Below are 14,019 nucleotides of genomic sequence, written 5' to 3'. Positions count from 1 at the left end.
CACTCGCGTCAGGCGAGTGCCAATGGTCGGGACGGTGCAGCCGCTCCGGTGGGCAACCGCCGGGAGGCTGGTCGTCGCGGGCTCATCCGGCCCGACCGCCGGGGATCCCGCTGGGTCCTCGCAGGGTGCGAAACCAGGCGGTGAGCCGCCGACCCCGCGTGGGTCGAGGCGAATCGTGAGTGTCCAGGAGGACAACGCCGAATGGCCAAGATTATCGCGTTCGACGAAGAGGCGCGCCGCGGTCTCGAGCGGGGCATGAACACCCTCGCCGACGCCGTCAAGGTGACGCTGGGCCCCAAGGGCCGCAACGTCGTCCTCGAGAAGAAGTGGGGCGCGCCCACCATCACCAACGATGGTGTGAGCATCGCCAAGGAGATCGAGCTCGAGGACCCGTACGAGAAGATCGGCGCTGAGCTGGTCAAGGAAGTCGCGAAGAAGACCGACGACGTCGCCGGTGACGGCACGACGACGGCGACCGTGCTGGCGCAGGCGCTGGTCCGCGAGGGCCTCCGCAACGTCGCCGCCGGCGCGAACCCGATGGCCCTGAAGCGCGGCATCGAGGCGGCGGTCTCCTCCGTCGCCGACGAGCTGGCCAACCTGGCCAAGGACGTGGAGACCAAGGAGCAGATCGCCTCCACCGCCTCCATCTCCGCCGGTGACTCCACGGTCGGCGAGATCATCGCCGAGGCGATGGACAAGGTCGGCAAGGAAGGCGTCATCACCGTCGAGGAGAGCAACACCTTCGGCCTCGAGCTCGAGCTCACCGAGGGCATGCGCTTCGACAAGGGCTACATCTCGCCGTACTTCGTGACCGACACCGACCGGATGGAGGCCGTCCTCGACGACCCCTACATCCTCATCGTCGAGTCGAAGATCTCCGCGGTGAAGGACCTCCTCCCGGTGCTGGAGAAGGTCATGCAGTCGGGCAAGCCGCTCGCGATCATCTCCGAGGACGTCGAGGCCGAGGCCCTGGCGACCCTCGTGGTGAACAAGATCCGCGGCACCTTCAAGTCGGTCGCCGTCAAGGCCCCCGGCTTCGGCGACCGCCGCAAGGCCATGCTGACCGACATCGCGATCCTGACCGGCGGTCAGGTCATCAGCGAGACCGTCGGCCTCAAGCTGGAGAACGCCGACCTGTCCCTCCTCGGCCGCGCCCGCAAGGTGGTCGTGACCAAGGACGAGACGACGGTCGTCGACGGCGCCGGTGACGCCGACTCGATCGGTGGCCGGGTCTCGCAGATCCGCGCCGAGATCGAGAAGAGCGACTCGGACTACGACCGCGAGAAGCTGCAGGAGCGCCTGGCCAAGCTGGCCGGCGGCGTTGCGGTCATCAAGGTCGGCGCGGCCACCGAGGTCGAGCTCAAGGAGCGCAAGCACCGCATCGAGGACGCCGTTCGCAACGCGAAGGCGGCCGTCGAGGAGGGCATCGTCCCCGGTGGTGGCGTCGCCCTGGTGCAGGCCGGCAAGACCGCGTTCGACAAGCTGGACCTGGTCGGCGACGAGGCAACCGGCGCGAACATCGTCAAGGTCGCGCTGGACGCCCCGCTGCGGCAGATCGCCGTGAACGCCGGCCTCGAGGGCGGCGTCGTGGTCGAGCGCGTCCGCAACCTGGAGGCCGGCCACGGCCTCAACGCCGCGACCGGCGAGTACGTCAACCTCCTGGCCGAGGGCATCATCGACCCGGCCAAGGTGACGCGCTCGGCGCTGCAGAACGCCGCCTCCATCGCGGCCCTGTTCCTCACCACGGAGGCCGTGGTGGCGGACAAGCCGGAGAAGGAGAAGGCCCCGGCCGCCCCGGGTGGCGGCGGCGACATGGACTTCTGAGTCCAGTCCCACGCTTCGGGCGGGTCGGCCTCCGGGCCGGCCCGCCCTTTGCTGTCACCGGCGGCCGCTGAGTCGATAAGTCGGGCGCTCCGCGCCACGACTTATCGGACTGATACCCCGGCAGGCGGAATGCCCGAACTTGCCGATTCTCCGTGGCCTCTGCCGCCGGTTCGGCCCTTGTCAATCCGCTTCCACGCCCGGGGTGAGGGTGTTTCGTTTTCCTCACATCCCCGCGACAAGCAGGCCGGGCGCCTCAAACAGTTAGGTATGTTAACCAAATGATCGTGGATCTCGAGGACCTCGCGCTCGCGGGGGGCGTGCTGGCCCGGGCGCTGGACCTGCCGGAGGACGCGGCCGAGGCCGAGGTACTGGCGGCCCGCCTCGCCGCGCCGCCCGCCGGGCGCCCCGCGGTGCGCCTGGCCGCCGCCGACGGGGCCGGCGTGGTCTTCGCCTCCATCAACGACGCCGACCCGGGCCTCGGCCACGTGGAACTGCTCGCCGTCGCCCCCGAGGCCCGCCGCCGCGGCGTTGGCTCGGCGCTGCTGCGCACGGCCGAGGAGCGGCTGGCCGGCCTCGGCGCCGATCGCGTCCGGCTCGGCGGCAACCCGCCCTGCTACGCGTGGCCGGGGATTGACGTGCGCTACACGCCGGCGATCTGCCTGGCCCGGCGCGCGGGGTACAGCCTCACGGACACCGCCTGGAACATGACCGCCGACCTGACCCGCCACAGCGCCGAGGCCGCCGGCGACGAGGCGCGCCTGGAGTCCGCCGGGGTCAAGGTCCTCGCCGCCGACGCCGACGCGCCCGACTGGGTCCGCGCCATCTGGGGCGACGGCTGGGCGTGGGAGGTCGAGCAGTCCCTGGACCGGGAGGGCGCCGGCTGTTACGTGGCCGTGCGCGACGGGGAGATTCTGGGCTTCGCGGCGTACGGCGCCAACCGCCCCAGCTGGTTCGGCCCGATGGGCACCGCCCCGGCCGCCGAGGGCCTGGGCGTCGGCCGGGTGCTCCTGCGCCGCTGCCTCGCCGACCAGCGCGCCGAGGGGCACGCCACCGCCCAGATCGGCTGGGCCGGCCCGATCGCCTTCTACTCCAAGGCCGTCGCCGCCCGCCTCGAGCGCATCTTCTGGATCTACACCAAGACCCTCTGACGCAACGCGAACGCGCATGCGGGGCAGGGCGTGGGTTCGCCACGCGCCTGCCCCGCACACGTGCCGCCGGTGCCTGTGATCCCCCGTCTTGCCACGGGCGCCGACGTCGTTTCGGTCGCGGTACCGCCGGATCAGATCTCCGGCTGGTTGCCGCGCTTCTGCTGCATCGAGGTCTGCTGGTCCTGCTGGGCCTTGGTCCTGGCCCGCATCGTCGCCGTGTTGGCGTTCGTGGACTCGCCGGACATCATCGACTCGCCGGACATCATCGAGTCCGGCGTGATCATGTCGTCGGACAGGTCCTTGTCCATGTACCCGAGGTCGTCTTCGTCGCGGTGCATGCCGCGCTCGAAGCTGTCGTTCTTCTTCGACTTGCCCATGGCTCCCCCCTCGTGTCGACCAGCCTCACCATATGAGGACGGTTCGCATGTTGGCGGCAAAACGCGCATATCGGAAGCCGTAGGGTCTGCGCATGGACGTGTTCGACGGGCACAACGACCTGCCCTGGCGGCTGCGGGTGCGCGACCCGGACGGCCGGCTCGACCTCGCCGCCGACCTCGGCGGCACCGGCCTGCACACCGACCTTCCGCGGTTGCGCCGCGGCGGCGTCGGGGCCCAGTTCTGGAGCGTGTACGTGCCCAACGACCGCCCCGAGCCTCAGGCCGCGATCCAGGTCGTCGAGCAGGTCGAGCTGGTGCGGAGGATCATCGCGCGGTACCCCGGAAGCCTGGCCCTGGCCACGAACGCCGCCGAGGTCGAGCGGGCGCGCGCCGACGGTCGCATCGCCTCGCTGCTCGGGGCCGAGGGCGGGCACTGCCTCGACAATTCGCTTGTCGTGCTGCGCTCGCTGTACAAGCTCGGGATCCGGTACCTCACGCTGACCCACTCCCGCAACACCGCCTGGGCCGACAGCGCCACCGACGAGCCGGCCCACGGCGGCCTGACCCCCTTCGGCGAGGAGGTCGTCCGGGAGCTCAACCGCCTCGGCATGCTCGCCGACCTCGCCCACGTCGCCGACGCCACCATGCACGCCGTCCTCGACATCACCACCGCGCCGGCGTTCTTCTCCCACTCCAGCGCCCGCGCGCTGTGCGGCCACCCGCGCAACGTCCCCGACGACGTGCTGCTGCGGGTCCGCGACACCGAGGGTGTGGTGATGGTGACCTTCGTGCCGTTCTTCCTGACCGACGAGTGCCGGGTCTGGGGCGACGAGCTGGCCCGGGCCGAGGACGCGATCGCCCTGCCCTGGGACAGCCCCGACTTCCTGCGCGTCCGCCAGGCCTGGATCGAGGCCAACCCGTGCCCGCCCACGTCGGTGCGCGACGTCGCCGACCACGTCGAGCACGTCCGCGAGGTGGCCGGCGTCGACGCCGTCGGCCTGGGCGGCGACTACGACGGCACCGAGGTCGTGCCCGACGGCCTGCCGGACGTCTCGTCGTACCCGGCGCTGCTGGAGGAGCTCTCCGCCCGCGGCTGGTCCGAGGGGGACCTGCGCAAGCTCACATGGCACAACGCCATGCGCGTTCTGCGCGCGACATGCGGCTAGGGCCGCGATCTCGGACCTTGCGGCGTGGAGCGCCCGACTTATCGCCCCGCCCACGGCTTATCGCCGGCCCAAGGCTTATCGCCCCGTCCACGGCCTATCGCCCCGCCCACTGTGTGAGCGGATGAAGAATGGGTGAAGAGCTGGGAATATACGAGGCATGAGGGATGCGCCGTGCCCGTGCCTGATCTGCACCTCTGCCCCGCGCAATGGCGACGCCGGGATCGTCAAGACCGTCGAGGAGCACGGCTGGTGCGCGCTGGCCGTGCCCGGGACGTACGACTTCGCCTTCACCGTCGGCCTGCGGCACTCCTTCAACCTCCCCGAGATCGCGATGTTCGGCCTCGTCGGGGAGGACATGCAGCAGTGGCTCAACACCTGCGTGGCCAGGGTGCGCGCGGACGGCTGGCCCGCGGCTGAGGCTCCGCTGGCCGGGGTGATCGACGGCATCGCGGTACAGCTGCGGCCCATCGACGCGTCGTGGTCCGACGCGTTCTTCGGCAGTCTGCACCGCTTCTATCGCGGCCACCCGGAGCCCGTCTGGCAGCTGCTGTGGTCCGACGCCGCCGGCCGCTGGCCGTGGGACGAGCAGGCCACCCAGAGCAGCCGGCTGCGCCAGCCCTGGGCCTGGCTGCCGGCCGCGGAGCACCCCGACGGCAGCTGGCGGCTGCTGTACGAGTACGCCGACGGCTTCACCCTGCCCGCCGAGCCCGACGCGTGGGCCCTGACCAGCCGGGCGGTCGCCGCCGGCGAGCGGGCCCCGGCGCTGGTGGTCTTCGACGGCGGCGCGTTCGACGTCCTCGACGACCGGGGGCACGACGCCGACGATCTCTGCGTGGCGTACCTCGGCCATCTCGTGCGCCGCCATCCCACCCTGGCCGCGCTGGGCGACCTGCCCGACGGCATCACCGCGCGGGCCACCGGCGGCGGGTGGAAGCGCGCCGCCCTCGAGGAGCCGCTGCGGCACGCGAGCGCGGCGGCGTGGGAGCGGGGCGGCATCACGCAGCTGCGGGGCTGACGAGACACGGCAACGGACCGGACTCGCCCGGAGGCGACCGGCCCGCTGCGTTGCGCGTGTTACGGCCGGCGCGTGCCCATCTGGGCCAGCGCGATGATCCAGCCGGTGATCAGCCCGTACTGCGCGCCGGTCAGCGCCCACAGCAGCGCGAAGTAGAGGCCCGTGTGCGCCGACAGGAACGCGGTGATGAACCCGGCGAGCGCGGCGGCGAAGATCACCGCGCCCCAGCCGCTGAAGAAGTCGGCCAGCGTGCCCCGGGCCCGCGAGAGCTCGGCCCCGGCCATCATCGCCAGGAACACCGCGACGAAGAGGATGAACAGGATCGCCTTGAGATCCTGCGCCAGTACGTCGCGCACCGGAGCCTTCGAGTCGAAGGTCCACGCCGGCCAGGCCAGCGTGCGAAGGAACAGCCCGCCCGCCGTGTCGGGCCGCGTGTTGTCGTTCACCCAGTCCACGAAGATCGGACTGCCGAAGATCAGCACCAGGATGAAAGCAACGACGGCGCCCACATGAGAGGCGGTGCGCCGGCGCGTTCTAGTGAGAGCCATGAGCCTGACATTCCCGAGCGTCAGTTTTTCCAAACGATGCCCGTCAACGTCTCGATCTTCGCAGCTCAGGGCGACCGAGACCCGGCCCGGTGCGCCGTGCCGCGGAACGGTCCCAGGTGTCACCGAACGCTGGGCCGACCGCCCCAGCCGGCCGCAGCGCACCGAACGTGCGCATCATCAAGGTCCGGGTCCTGCGTCGCTGGAGCCCGGCCCACATCGCGTACCTGCGGTCCACCGGGTGCTGACCGTGAGTGCCGAGGCTCGCCCACCTCGACCGGTCCGCCGCTACGAACGAGCCGCCCACCGCCACCGATCGCACCGGCCGCCGCCGTGACCGCCACAGCGGCGGTGACCTCGGCTACGCCTATCCGCACACCGAAGTTCTGCCCGACGAACGCAAAGGCACCGCCGCCGCGTTCTGTCGCCGCGTTCACCAGCCACGGCATCACCGTCCGACGCGTCCTGAGCGACAACGGCGGCTGCTACAAATCCCACCTCTGGCGCGACACCCTTCACCACTGCGCGTGCGCTCCGCCGAGGCCGGGCCACGGGTTGCTGTAGCCAGGTCTTCGCGGGGCGCGCTCGCACGCGGAATCCGGGCCCGTCGCAGGCCGGCATGAGCGGCAGGTCAGGGCCTAGTGTGCGGGCAGGGCCACGGCGGCCTGGACGGCGGCCAGGGCGTCGACCAGGCCGGCGCCCGTCGTGTCGGCCGGGGTGGCGCAGGCCTTGCCCGTCGGGGTGGCCGGGGTGGCGGTCTCGGCCAGGATGGCGCGGGTGCGGGCGACGTCGCCGATCAGGGCCGGGTTGGCCGACCACATGAGAGCGACCACGCCGGCCACGTGAGGGGTGGCCATCGACGTGCCGCTCAGGTAGTCGTAGCCGCCGCCGGGGAGGGCGGACAGGACGTCCTCGCCCGGGGCTAGGACGTCGGGCTTGGTCAGCCCGTCCGGGGTGGGGCCGCGGCTGGAGAACTCGGCGACGTGGGCGTTGCGGTCGACGGCGCCCACGGTCAGGGTGGCGGCGTAGTTGGCCGGCGGGTCGGTGATGGAGCGGCAGCGCGGGCCGGTGTTGCCGGCGGCGGCGACGAAGAAGATGCCGGCGGCGGCGAAGGCGTCGATGGCGGGGCGCATGGAGTACAGGTCGCAGCCCTCGACGGTCGGGCAGCCCCACGAGTTGGTCAGGACCTGCGGGGCGCGGTCGGGGCGGCCGGCGTGCCACGGGTCGGCGCCCGCCGGATACGGCGCCAGCATGAACTGCAGGCAGGTCAGGTAGTTGGCCATGCTGCCCAGGTTGCGCGGGAGGTTCTCGCAGGCCATCCACTGGGCGCCGGGGGCCACGCCGACGCCCGCGCCGACCGCGGTGGCCATGGTGTGCGTGCCGTGGCCGTTGCCGTCGGTCGGGGTGCGATCGGGGCCGTAGGGGTCGAGCCAGGAGTCGTCGCCGCCGCGGAAGTTGGCCCGCAGGGCCGGGTGGGTGCCGTCGACGCCGGAGTCGGAGCTGCCCACGACGATGCCCTTGCCGGTGGAGTACCGCGCCCAGACCTGGTCGGCCTTGATCAGGGTGAGGTTCCACGGCGGCGAGGTCGGGGCGGCGGCCGTGCCGTGCATCGGGGACTCGGTCGCCGGCAGCGGGCGCAGGTGCGGGTTGAGCAGCACGTGGGCCACGTCGGTGCGGCCGGCCAGCCACTCCCGGGCGACCGGGCCGGCGTCCACCTCGATGCCGTTGACCAGGTAGAACGGCGTGTAGGACAGGCCCCTGGAGCGCAGCGCGGCCCGCAGCGAGGCCTGACTGCGCTCGGCCGTGGCGACCAGGCGCTCGTAGGTCTGCCGGACCCGCTCGGCGTGGTTGGGGATGGCGGCCACGCCGGAGAGGTCGGCCTGCTCGCGCATGACCACGAAGAGCCGCTCGCCGCTCAGCCCGGGCTGGCCGAGCGTGACGTAGACGACCGCCCCGATCACGGCGATCACGGCGGCGAGGGCCGCGGACAGCCAGGTCCGCCAGCGGGCCCGGCGGAACGCCACCAGCACCGCGATCGCCGCCAGCAGCGCCAGCACGCCCGAGGCGGCCGCGCCGACGCCGCCCCAGAAGAGGCCGTCGCGCAGGCCGAGGATGAGCGAGGTCTCGTCGGGGTCGACCAGCGCGAGCGGGCCGAAGAGCACGGGGGTGAGCAGCGCGACCACCGACGGCTCGCCCTTGTGCCGCAGGGCGGCCAGGGCGAAGGCCGCCGGCGGCACGCACAGCAGGGCCATGAGCTGCACGGCCGGCTCGCCGACGCCGGCCGCCAGCGAGGTCAGCCCGACGCCCGCGAGCAGGCCGGCCAGCGCGGCCCCGGCCCAGCCGTTGTGCGCGGTGGCGGCCCGGGCGGTCAGGGCCAGCACCGGACGGGTGGCGAGCCAGCTCACGGCCAGCGCGGCCAGCAGCGCCAGCACGCTCTCCAGGGCGCCGCCGAGCGCGCCCACCCACAGCCAGGGCAGCAGGAGCAGCAGGCCGGCGGCGAGCGAGAGCCAGAACATCCAGCGGTCCCGGTCCGCCCGCGGCTCCAGCCGGCCCTTGATGCTCATGTGCACCGCGGCGGCGATGGCGGCCAGCGCGGCGAGGACGGCCAGATACAGCTCGTGGAAGGTCGTCGGGATGAGCCGGGCCACGCCGAGCAGGGCACCGAAGCCGGCGGCGAGCAGCCACTGCCGCCCGGCGGTGCGGGCGAACGGCACCGGCGACAGCTGGGCGAGCAGCAGCGCGGGCACGCCGGCCAGCAGGAAGGTGAACAGGGCGACCAGCACCCAGACCACCCGCGGCATGGTGAGGCCCTCGATGACGAGCGTGTCGCCGATCAGCCACACCACCGCGTTGGGCAGCACGACCACGGCGACGGTCCAGAGCCCGAGCAGGATCGTCAGCGCCAGCGCCCAGCCCCGGGCGCGGCGCGAGATCGAGAAGCCGGGATCCATGGTCGGGACTTTACGCGGGGGGTATGACAGGACGAGGCGCCAAGAGAAGGAGACCGAGGGGCATGACGGAAACGGTCGACGCGGTCGTCATCGGCGCCGGGCCCAACGGCCTGGTCGCCGCCAATATGCTGGCCGATGCCGGATGGGACGTGGTGGTGCTGGAGGCCACCGGCCACCCCGGCGGCGGCGTCCGCTCGGCCGAGGTGACCGTGCCGGGGTTCGTCAACGACCTGTGCAGCGCGTTCTACCCGCTGGCGGCCGGCTCCCCGCCGCTGCTCGCGCTGGACCTCGAGGCGCACGGGCTGCGCTGGACCCACGCCCCCGAGGTGGTGGCGCACGTCTTCCCCGACGGCCGCGCCGCGGTCATCAGCCGCGAGCTCGACCTCACCGCCGAGTCGCTGGAGCGCTTCGCACCGGGGGACGGCAAGGCCTGGCGCCATTGGTACGCCGAGTGGCGCCGCCTCGCCCCCGACCTCATCGACGCGCTGCTCACCCCGTTCCCCCCGATCCGCGCCGGGGCCCGCCTCGCCGCCGGCGCCGGCCTCGGCGGCGCGCTGCGGCTGGGCCGGCGCTTCCTGGTGCCGGCCCGGGTCCTCGGCGAGGAGCTCTTCGCGGGCGAGGGCGCCCGGCTGCTGCTCAACGGCCTGGCACTGCACACCGACCTGGCGCCCGACGACGCGGCCGGTGGCGCCTTCGGCTGGCTGCTGGCGATGCTGGCCCAGCAGTACGGCTTCCCGGTCCCCGTCGGCGGCGCGCAACGGCTCACCGACGCCCTCCTGCGCCGCTTCGGCGGGGACGTGCACCTGCGGGCGCCGGTGGAGCGGGTGGTCGTGGGCGGCGGCCGGGCGCTGGGCGTGCGCTGCGCGGACGGGCGGCTCTTCCGGGCCCGCCGGGCGGTCGTCGCCGACGTGCCGGCGCCGCCGCTGTACCAGGACCTCATCGAGCCCCGGCACCTGCCCGGCCGGTTGCTGGCCGACCTGGCCGGCTTCCGCTGGGACAACCCCACCCTGAAGATCGACTTCGCGCTGTCCGGGCCGGTGCCGTGGATCGCGCCGGAGGCGGCCGGGGCAGGCACGATCCACCTCGGCGCCGACCCGGTGCGCTACGCGGCCGACCTGTCGATCGGGCGCCCGCCGGAGGAGCCGTTCCTGCTGGTGGGGCAGATGACGACGGCGGATGCGACGCGGTCGCCGGGCGGGACCGAGTCGCTGTGGGCGTACACCCATCTGCCCCGCGGCGTCACCGCGGAGCAGGCGGCCGCCCACGTGGAGCGGGTCACCGGCGTGCTGCGGCGGTACGCGCCCGGCTTCGACGACCTCGTGCTCGGCCGGTACGTGGCCGGCCCCGCGCAGCTGCAGGCCGAGAACCCCTCGCTGATCGACGGGGCGATCAACGGGGGCACCGCCGGGGCGTACCAGCAGGTGGTGTGGCGGCCCACGCCGGGGCTCGGGCGGGCCGACACGCCGATCGACCGGCTGTACCTGGCCAGCTCCAGCGCCCACCCGGGCGGCGGCGTGCACGGCGCGGCCGGTGCCAACGCGGCGCGGGCGGCGCTGGCCCGGCACCGGCCGGTGCTCGGCGACGCCTACCGGGCCGCCATCACCGCCGCGATGCGACGCATCTACCCCAGCTAGGGCGAGGGCTTGCGAATTTCAAAAATGAAAATCCTGGCTCCGGTCCGCGCAACCAGGGCGCCGCCGCTCCCGTCAGACACCGGTCGGCCCCTGGGGGGCCTCCCTGCCAGCGCCGTCGTGCCAAGAACCATCAGCGATGCTCCGCCAGATCGGCCAGCCGCTGCAGCACCTCCGTGTTGCGGAAATGCAGTACCGCGTCCCCGACCTTGTTGCGCACGCCCAGCAGCGGCCCCTCCGTGAACTGCTCCTGCAGCGTCACCCGGGTCGCGTGTTCGTCCAGCGGGTCCAGGGTGAACTTCGCCTGCCCCGCCCCGAGCGGCCACACGTGCACCTTCAGTAACAACATCCGGCCCGGCTCGCAGGCCAGCGACTCGCTGCCGTCGTGGATCGAGAGCGGCCAGGGGCCGGCCTTGTGGTGCAGCCGCGCGCCCGGTGCGGGCCAGGCGGCGTCGACGTCGCGGACGTGGGCCGTGCCGACCACCCAGTCGGCGTACGACCACCCGTCGGACAGCACGGAGTACACCCGGTCGACGGGCGCGCGCACGATGCGTTCGGTGATGGACACGTCGTAAGGGATTCCCCCAGCCGTGCGTCTCACACCCGGTGGCGTGACGGGCGAGGCTACGGTGTAGTGGTGCGCCGTGAACCCTCCACGTCCCGATTCGAGGCGTCCCGCCTGTCGCCCGCCCGCCGGGCAAGCGACGTGGCCCGGCTGCGCCGCGAGCGATTCGACGTCCTGATCATCGGCGGCGGCGTGACCGGCGCCGGCGCCGCGGTGGATGCCGCCTCCCGCGGGCTGTCGGTGGCCCTGGTGGAGGCCCGCGACCTGGCCTCCGGCACGTCGAGCCGCTCGTCGAAGCTCATCCACGGCGGCCTGCGCTATCTCGAACAGTTCGAGTTCGGGCTGGTGGCCGAGGCGCTGCAGGAGCGGGGGCTGCTCGCCTCAAGACTGGCCCCGCACCTCGTGCGCCCCGTGCCCATCCTCGTGCCGCTGCCCTCCCACCGCGGCTTCTCCGGCCTGGCGCAGCGGGCCTGGCAGCGCGCCTACTACGGCACCGGCGTCGGGCTCTACGACGCCTTCGCGGCCACGGCCCGGCTGCGCCGCTCGGCCCCGCGCGGCATGCCGCTGCACCGCCACCTGTCCCGCACCGAGACCCACCGGCGCTTCCCGTCGCTGCGCGAGGACGCGATCAGCGGCGCCATCCAGTACTACGACGGCCAGGTCGACGACGCCCGCCTGGTGGCCACGCTGGCCCGCACCGCCGCCAGCCTCGGCGCCGCGATCGTGCCCAGCGCGCGGGCGGTGGGCCTGCTGCGCGACGCCCGCGAGGTCACCGGCGTGACCGTGCGCGACCTGGAGACCCGCGAGGAGTTCGAGGTCCACGCCCGCACCGTGGTCGCGGCCACGGGGGTGTGGATGGACGACATCGCCGGCATGCTGTCCGGCGCCGGGCCGCGCGAGTCGTCCGGCCTGCAGGTGCGGGCCAGCAAGGGCGTGCACCTGGTGGTGCCGCGCTCCGCCATCACCGGCGAGGCGGGCCTCATCCTGCGCACCCCGACGTCGGTGCTCTTCGTCATCCCGTGGGGCGGCCACTGGATCATCGGCACCACCGACACCGACTGGACCCTCGACCGCGGCCACCCGGCGGCCTCGGCGACCGACATCTCCTACCTGCTCGGCCAGGTCAACGCCGTCCTCGACCGCCCCATCGGCACCGCCGACATCGAGGGTGTCTACGCCGGCCTGCGCCCGCTGCTGTCCCGCGAGGCCCGGCAGCGCCAGCCGCACAGCCGCGACGAGCAGACCTCGGCGCTGTCGCGCACGCACGCGGTCGTCGAGCCGATGCTGGGCCTGATGCTCATCGCCGGCGGCAAGTACACCACCTACCGGGTCATGGCGGCCGACGTGATCGACCGGGTGGCACACCGGCTGGGCGGCCTGCGCCGGCACGGCGGTCTGGTGCCGGCCTCGCGCACCGCGGACCTGCCCCTGCTGGGCGCGGACGGCTACCATCCACTGTGGACCAACCGGGCGGACCTCGCCCGCCGGCACGGGATCCCGGTCGGGGTGCTGGAGCACCTGCTGGAGCGCTACGGCTCGCTCGCCTTCGAGGTGCTGGACATCGACCCGTCGCTGCGCCGGCCGATCGAGGGGGCGCCGGAGTACCTGGCCGCCGAGGTCGCCTACGCCGCCCTCGCCGAGGGCGCGCTGCACCTGGAGGACGTGCTCACCCGGCGCACCCGCATCTCGTTCGAGACCGACCACCGCGGCACGGCCTCGGCCGCCGACGCGTCGAAGGTGATGGGCGAGGTGCTGGGCTGGGACGCCGCGACCCGGGCCCGCGAGGTGGACCACTACCTCGCCCGGGTGGCCGCCGAGCAGGAGTCGCAGCAGATGCTCGACGACCTGACCGCGGACGCGGCCCGGCTGGGCGCCCCCGACGTGCGCGGCTTCCAGGCCGACCGCGCGATCGTCTGAGCGGGCCCGATGCGGGTCCGGTTCGCCACCGCCGGGGCGCCGGGGCGGGTGAACGAGGACTGCGTGCTGGCCGTTGACGGGCTGGTCGCGGTCCTGGATGGGGTCACCCGGCCGGCCGGGCTGGACGACGGCTGCCGGCACGGCCCGGCCTGGTACGCCCGGCGGCTGGCCCTCCGCCTCCACGCGGCCCACGCCGCCGCACCGGGCGCCGGGCTGGCCGACCTGCTGGCCACCGCGATCGACGCCGTGCGCGGCGACCACGGCGGCGGCTGCGACCTCGCCAACCCGGCCACCCCGGCGGCCACCGTCTGCGCGCTGCGGGAGTCGGGCGAGTACCTCGTGCTCGGCGACAGCCCGCTGGTCCTGGACGCCGGCGAGGGCGTGACGGTGGTGGCCGACGACCGCTTCGAGCGGATCGCCGCCGGCTTGGCCGTCCACTCGGACAAGTACGGGCACGTCAACCGGCCCGGCGGCTACTGGATCGCGGCCGCCGACCCGCGGGCGGCGTTCGAGGCGGTGCGCGGCGCGGCCCCGCGCGTCCGGCGGGCCGCGCTGCTCACCGACGGGGCCTCCTGCGCGGCCGACAGCTACGGGCTGCTGACCTGGGCCGAGCTGCTCGACCTGGTAGTGGCGGAGGGCCCGGCCGAGCTGATCCGGCGGGTGCGCGCCGAGGAGCGGGCCGACCCCGACCGCGCGCGTCACCCGCGGCACAAGCGGCACGACGACGCCACCGTGGCGGTGGCGATCCGATGACGAAGGGCCCCGGCGGATGACCGGACCCCTTCGGCGGTACTACTGCCAGCGCTTGGCGGACTGACGCAAAGGGACGAACGGGGCCCGAAACGGACCGGCCGCCGGACACCGATCGCCCGACCCCCCG

The 14,019-nt window shown here is 73.7% G+C and carries 11 protein-coding genes and 1 pseudogene; 8 read left to right on the top strand and 4 right to left on the bottom strand.

All coding sequences use genetic code 11. The annotated features are described in order from the left end of the window. Nucleotides 1-201 precede the first annotated feature (201 nt). Together groL and ABD352_RS42495 are read left to right on the top strand one after the other, a co-directional pair. Nucleotides 202-1,824: a chaperonin GroEL gene (groL, locus tag ABD352_RS42500; protein WP_344618242.1), complete on the top strand. Its 1,623-nt coding sequence runs from the start codon at nt 202-204 to the stop codon at nt 1,822-1,824. A gap of 278 nt (nt 1,825-2,102) precedes the next feature. After that, nucleotides 2,103-2,972 carry a GNAT family N-acetyltransferase gene (locus ABD352_RS42495; RefSeq protein ID WP_344618241.1) on the top strand — a complete coding sequence of 290 codons (870 nt, stop codon included), beginning with the start codon at nt 2,103-2,105 and terminating at the stop codon, nt 2,970-2,972. A 131-nt stretch (nt 2,973-3,103) separates the two neighbouring features. Here the strand turns inward: ABD352_RS42495 and ABD352_RS42490 are convergent, their stop codons facing one another. Continuing rightward, nucleotides 3,104-3,349 (bottom strand): hypothetical protein, encoded by a 246-nt coding sequence (locus ABD352_RS42490; protein ID WP_344618240.1) that lies wholly within the window; start codon nt 3,347-3,349, stop codon nt 3,104-3,106. 92 nt (nt 3,350-3,441) lie between these two features. Between ABD352_RS42490 and ABD352_RS42485 the strand changes: the two genes are divergently transcribed. Then, a complete protein-coding gene (locus ABD352_RS42485) occupies nt 3,442-4,515 on the top strand; it encodes a dipeptidase (RefSeq protein ID WP_344618239.1) in 1,074 nt (357 codons plus the stop codon). 157 nt (nt 4,516-4,672) lie between these two features. Next, on the top strand, nt 4,673-5,530 hold the full coding sequence (locus ABD352_RS42480; RefSeq protein WP_344618238.1) for a DUF4262 domain-containing protein: 858 nt from the start codon (nt 4,673-4,675) through the stop codon (nt 5,528-5,530). A 59-nt stretch (nt 5,531-5,589) separates the two neighbouring features. On the opposite strand, the gene ABD352_RS42475 is transcribed toward ABD352_RS42480, so the two are convergent. Then, nucleotides 5,590-6,039: a hypothetical protein gene (locus ABD352_RS42475; RefSeq protein WP_344618237.1), complete on the bottom strand. Its 450-nt coding sequence runs from the start codon at nt 6,037-6,039 to the stop codon at nt 5,590-5,592. 453 nt (nt 6,040-6,492) lie between these two features. On the opposite strand from ABD352_RS42475, the pseudogene ABD352_RS42470 reads away from it, so the two are divergent. Next, nucleotides 6,493-6,621, top strand: a pseudogene (locus tag ABD352_RS42470) (IS481 family transposase); the annotation flags it as partial. A 92-nt stretch (nt 6,622-6,713) separates the two neighbouring features. On the opposite strand, the gene ABD352_RS42465 reads toward ABD352_RS42470, so the two are convergent. Next, entirely contained in the window at nt 6,714-9,026 is a 2,313-nt protein-coding gene (locus ABD352_RS42465) for a S8 family serine peptidase (RefSeq protein WP_344618236.1), read from the bottom strand. 62 nt (nt 9,027-9,088) lie between these two features. Here ABD352_RS42465 and ABD352_RS42460 point away from each other — a divergent pair, with 62 nt between their 5' ends. Then, entirely contained in the window at nt 9,089-10,660 is a 1,572-nt protein-coding gene (locus tag ABD352_RS42460; protein ID WP_344618235.1) for a phytoene desaturase family protein, read from the top strand. Nucleotides 10,661-10,790: 130 nt separating this feature from the next. On the opposite strand, the gene ABD352_RS42455 is transcribed toward ABD352_RS42460, so the two are convergent. Next, nucleotides 10,791-11,225: an SRPBCC family protein gene (locus ABD352_RS42455; protein WP_344618234.1), complete on the bottom strand. Its 435-nt coding sequence runs from the start codon at nt 11,223-11,225 to the stop codon at nt 10,791-10,793. 69 nt (nt 11,226-11,294) lie between these two features. On the opposite strand from ABD352_RS42455, the gene ABD352_RS42450 reads away from it, so the two are divergent. Next, nucleotides 11,295-13,139: a glycerol-3-phosphate dehydrogenase/oxidase gene (locus ABD352_RS42450; RefSeq protein WP_344618233.1), complete on the top strand. Its 1,845-nt coding sequence runs from the start codon at nt 11,295-11,297 to the stop codon at nt 13,137-13,139. Between the two features lie 9 nt (nt 13,140-13,148). Further along, the gene (locus tag ABD352_RS42445) at nt 13,149-13,892 is read left to right on the top strand and encodes a hypothetical protein (protein ID WP_344618232.1); all 744 of its coding nucleotides are present in this window, start codon (nt 13,149-13,151) and stop codon (nt 13,890-13,892) included. Nucleotides 13,893-14,019: the final 127 nt, after the last annotated feature.

The sequence above is a fragment of the Dactylosporangium salmoneum genome (assembly GCF_039532525.1).
GTDB classification, from domain to species: Bacteria; Actinomycetota; Actinomycetes; order Mycobacteriales; family Micromonosporaceae; genus Dactylosporangium; species Dactylosporangium salmoneum.
Note: the sequence above shows the minus strand (reverse complement) of the source record. Positions and strands in the feature narration are given on the sequence as shown.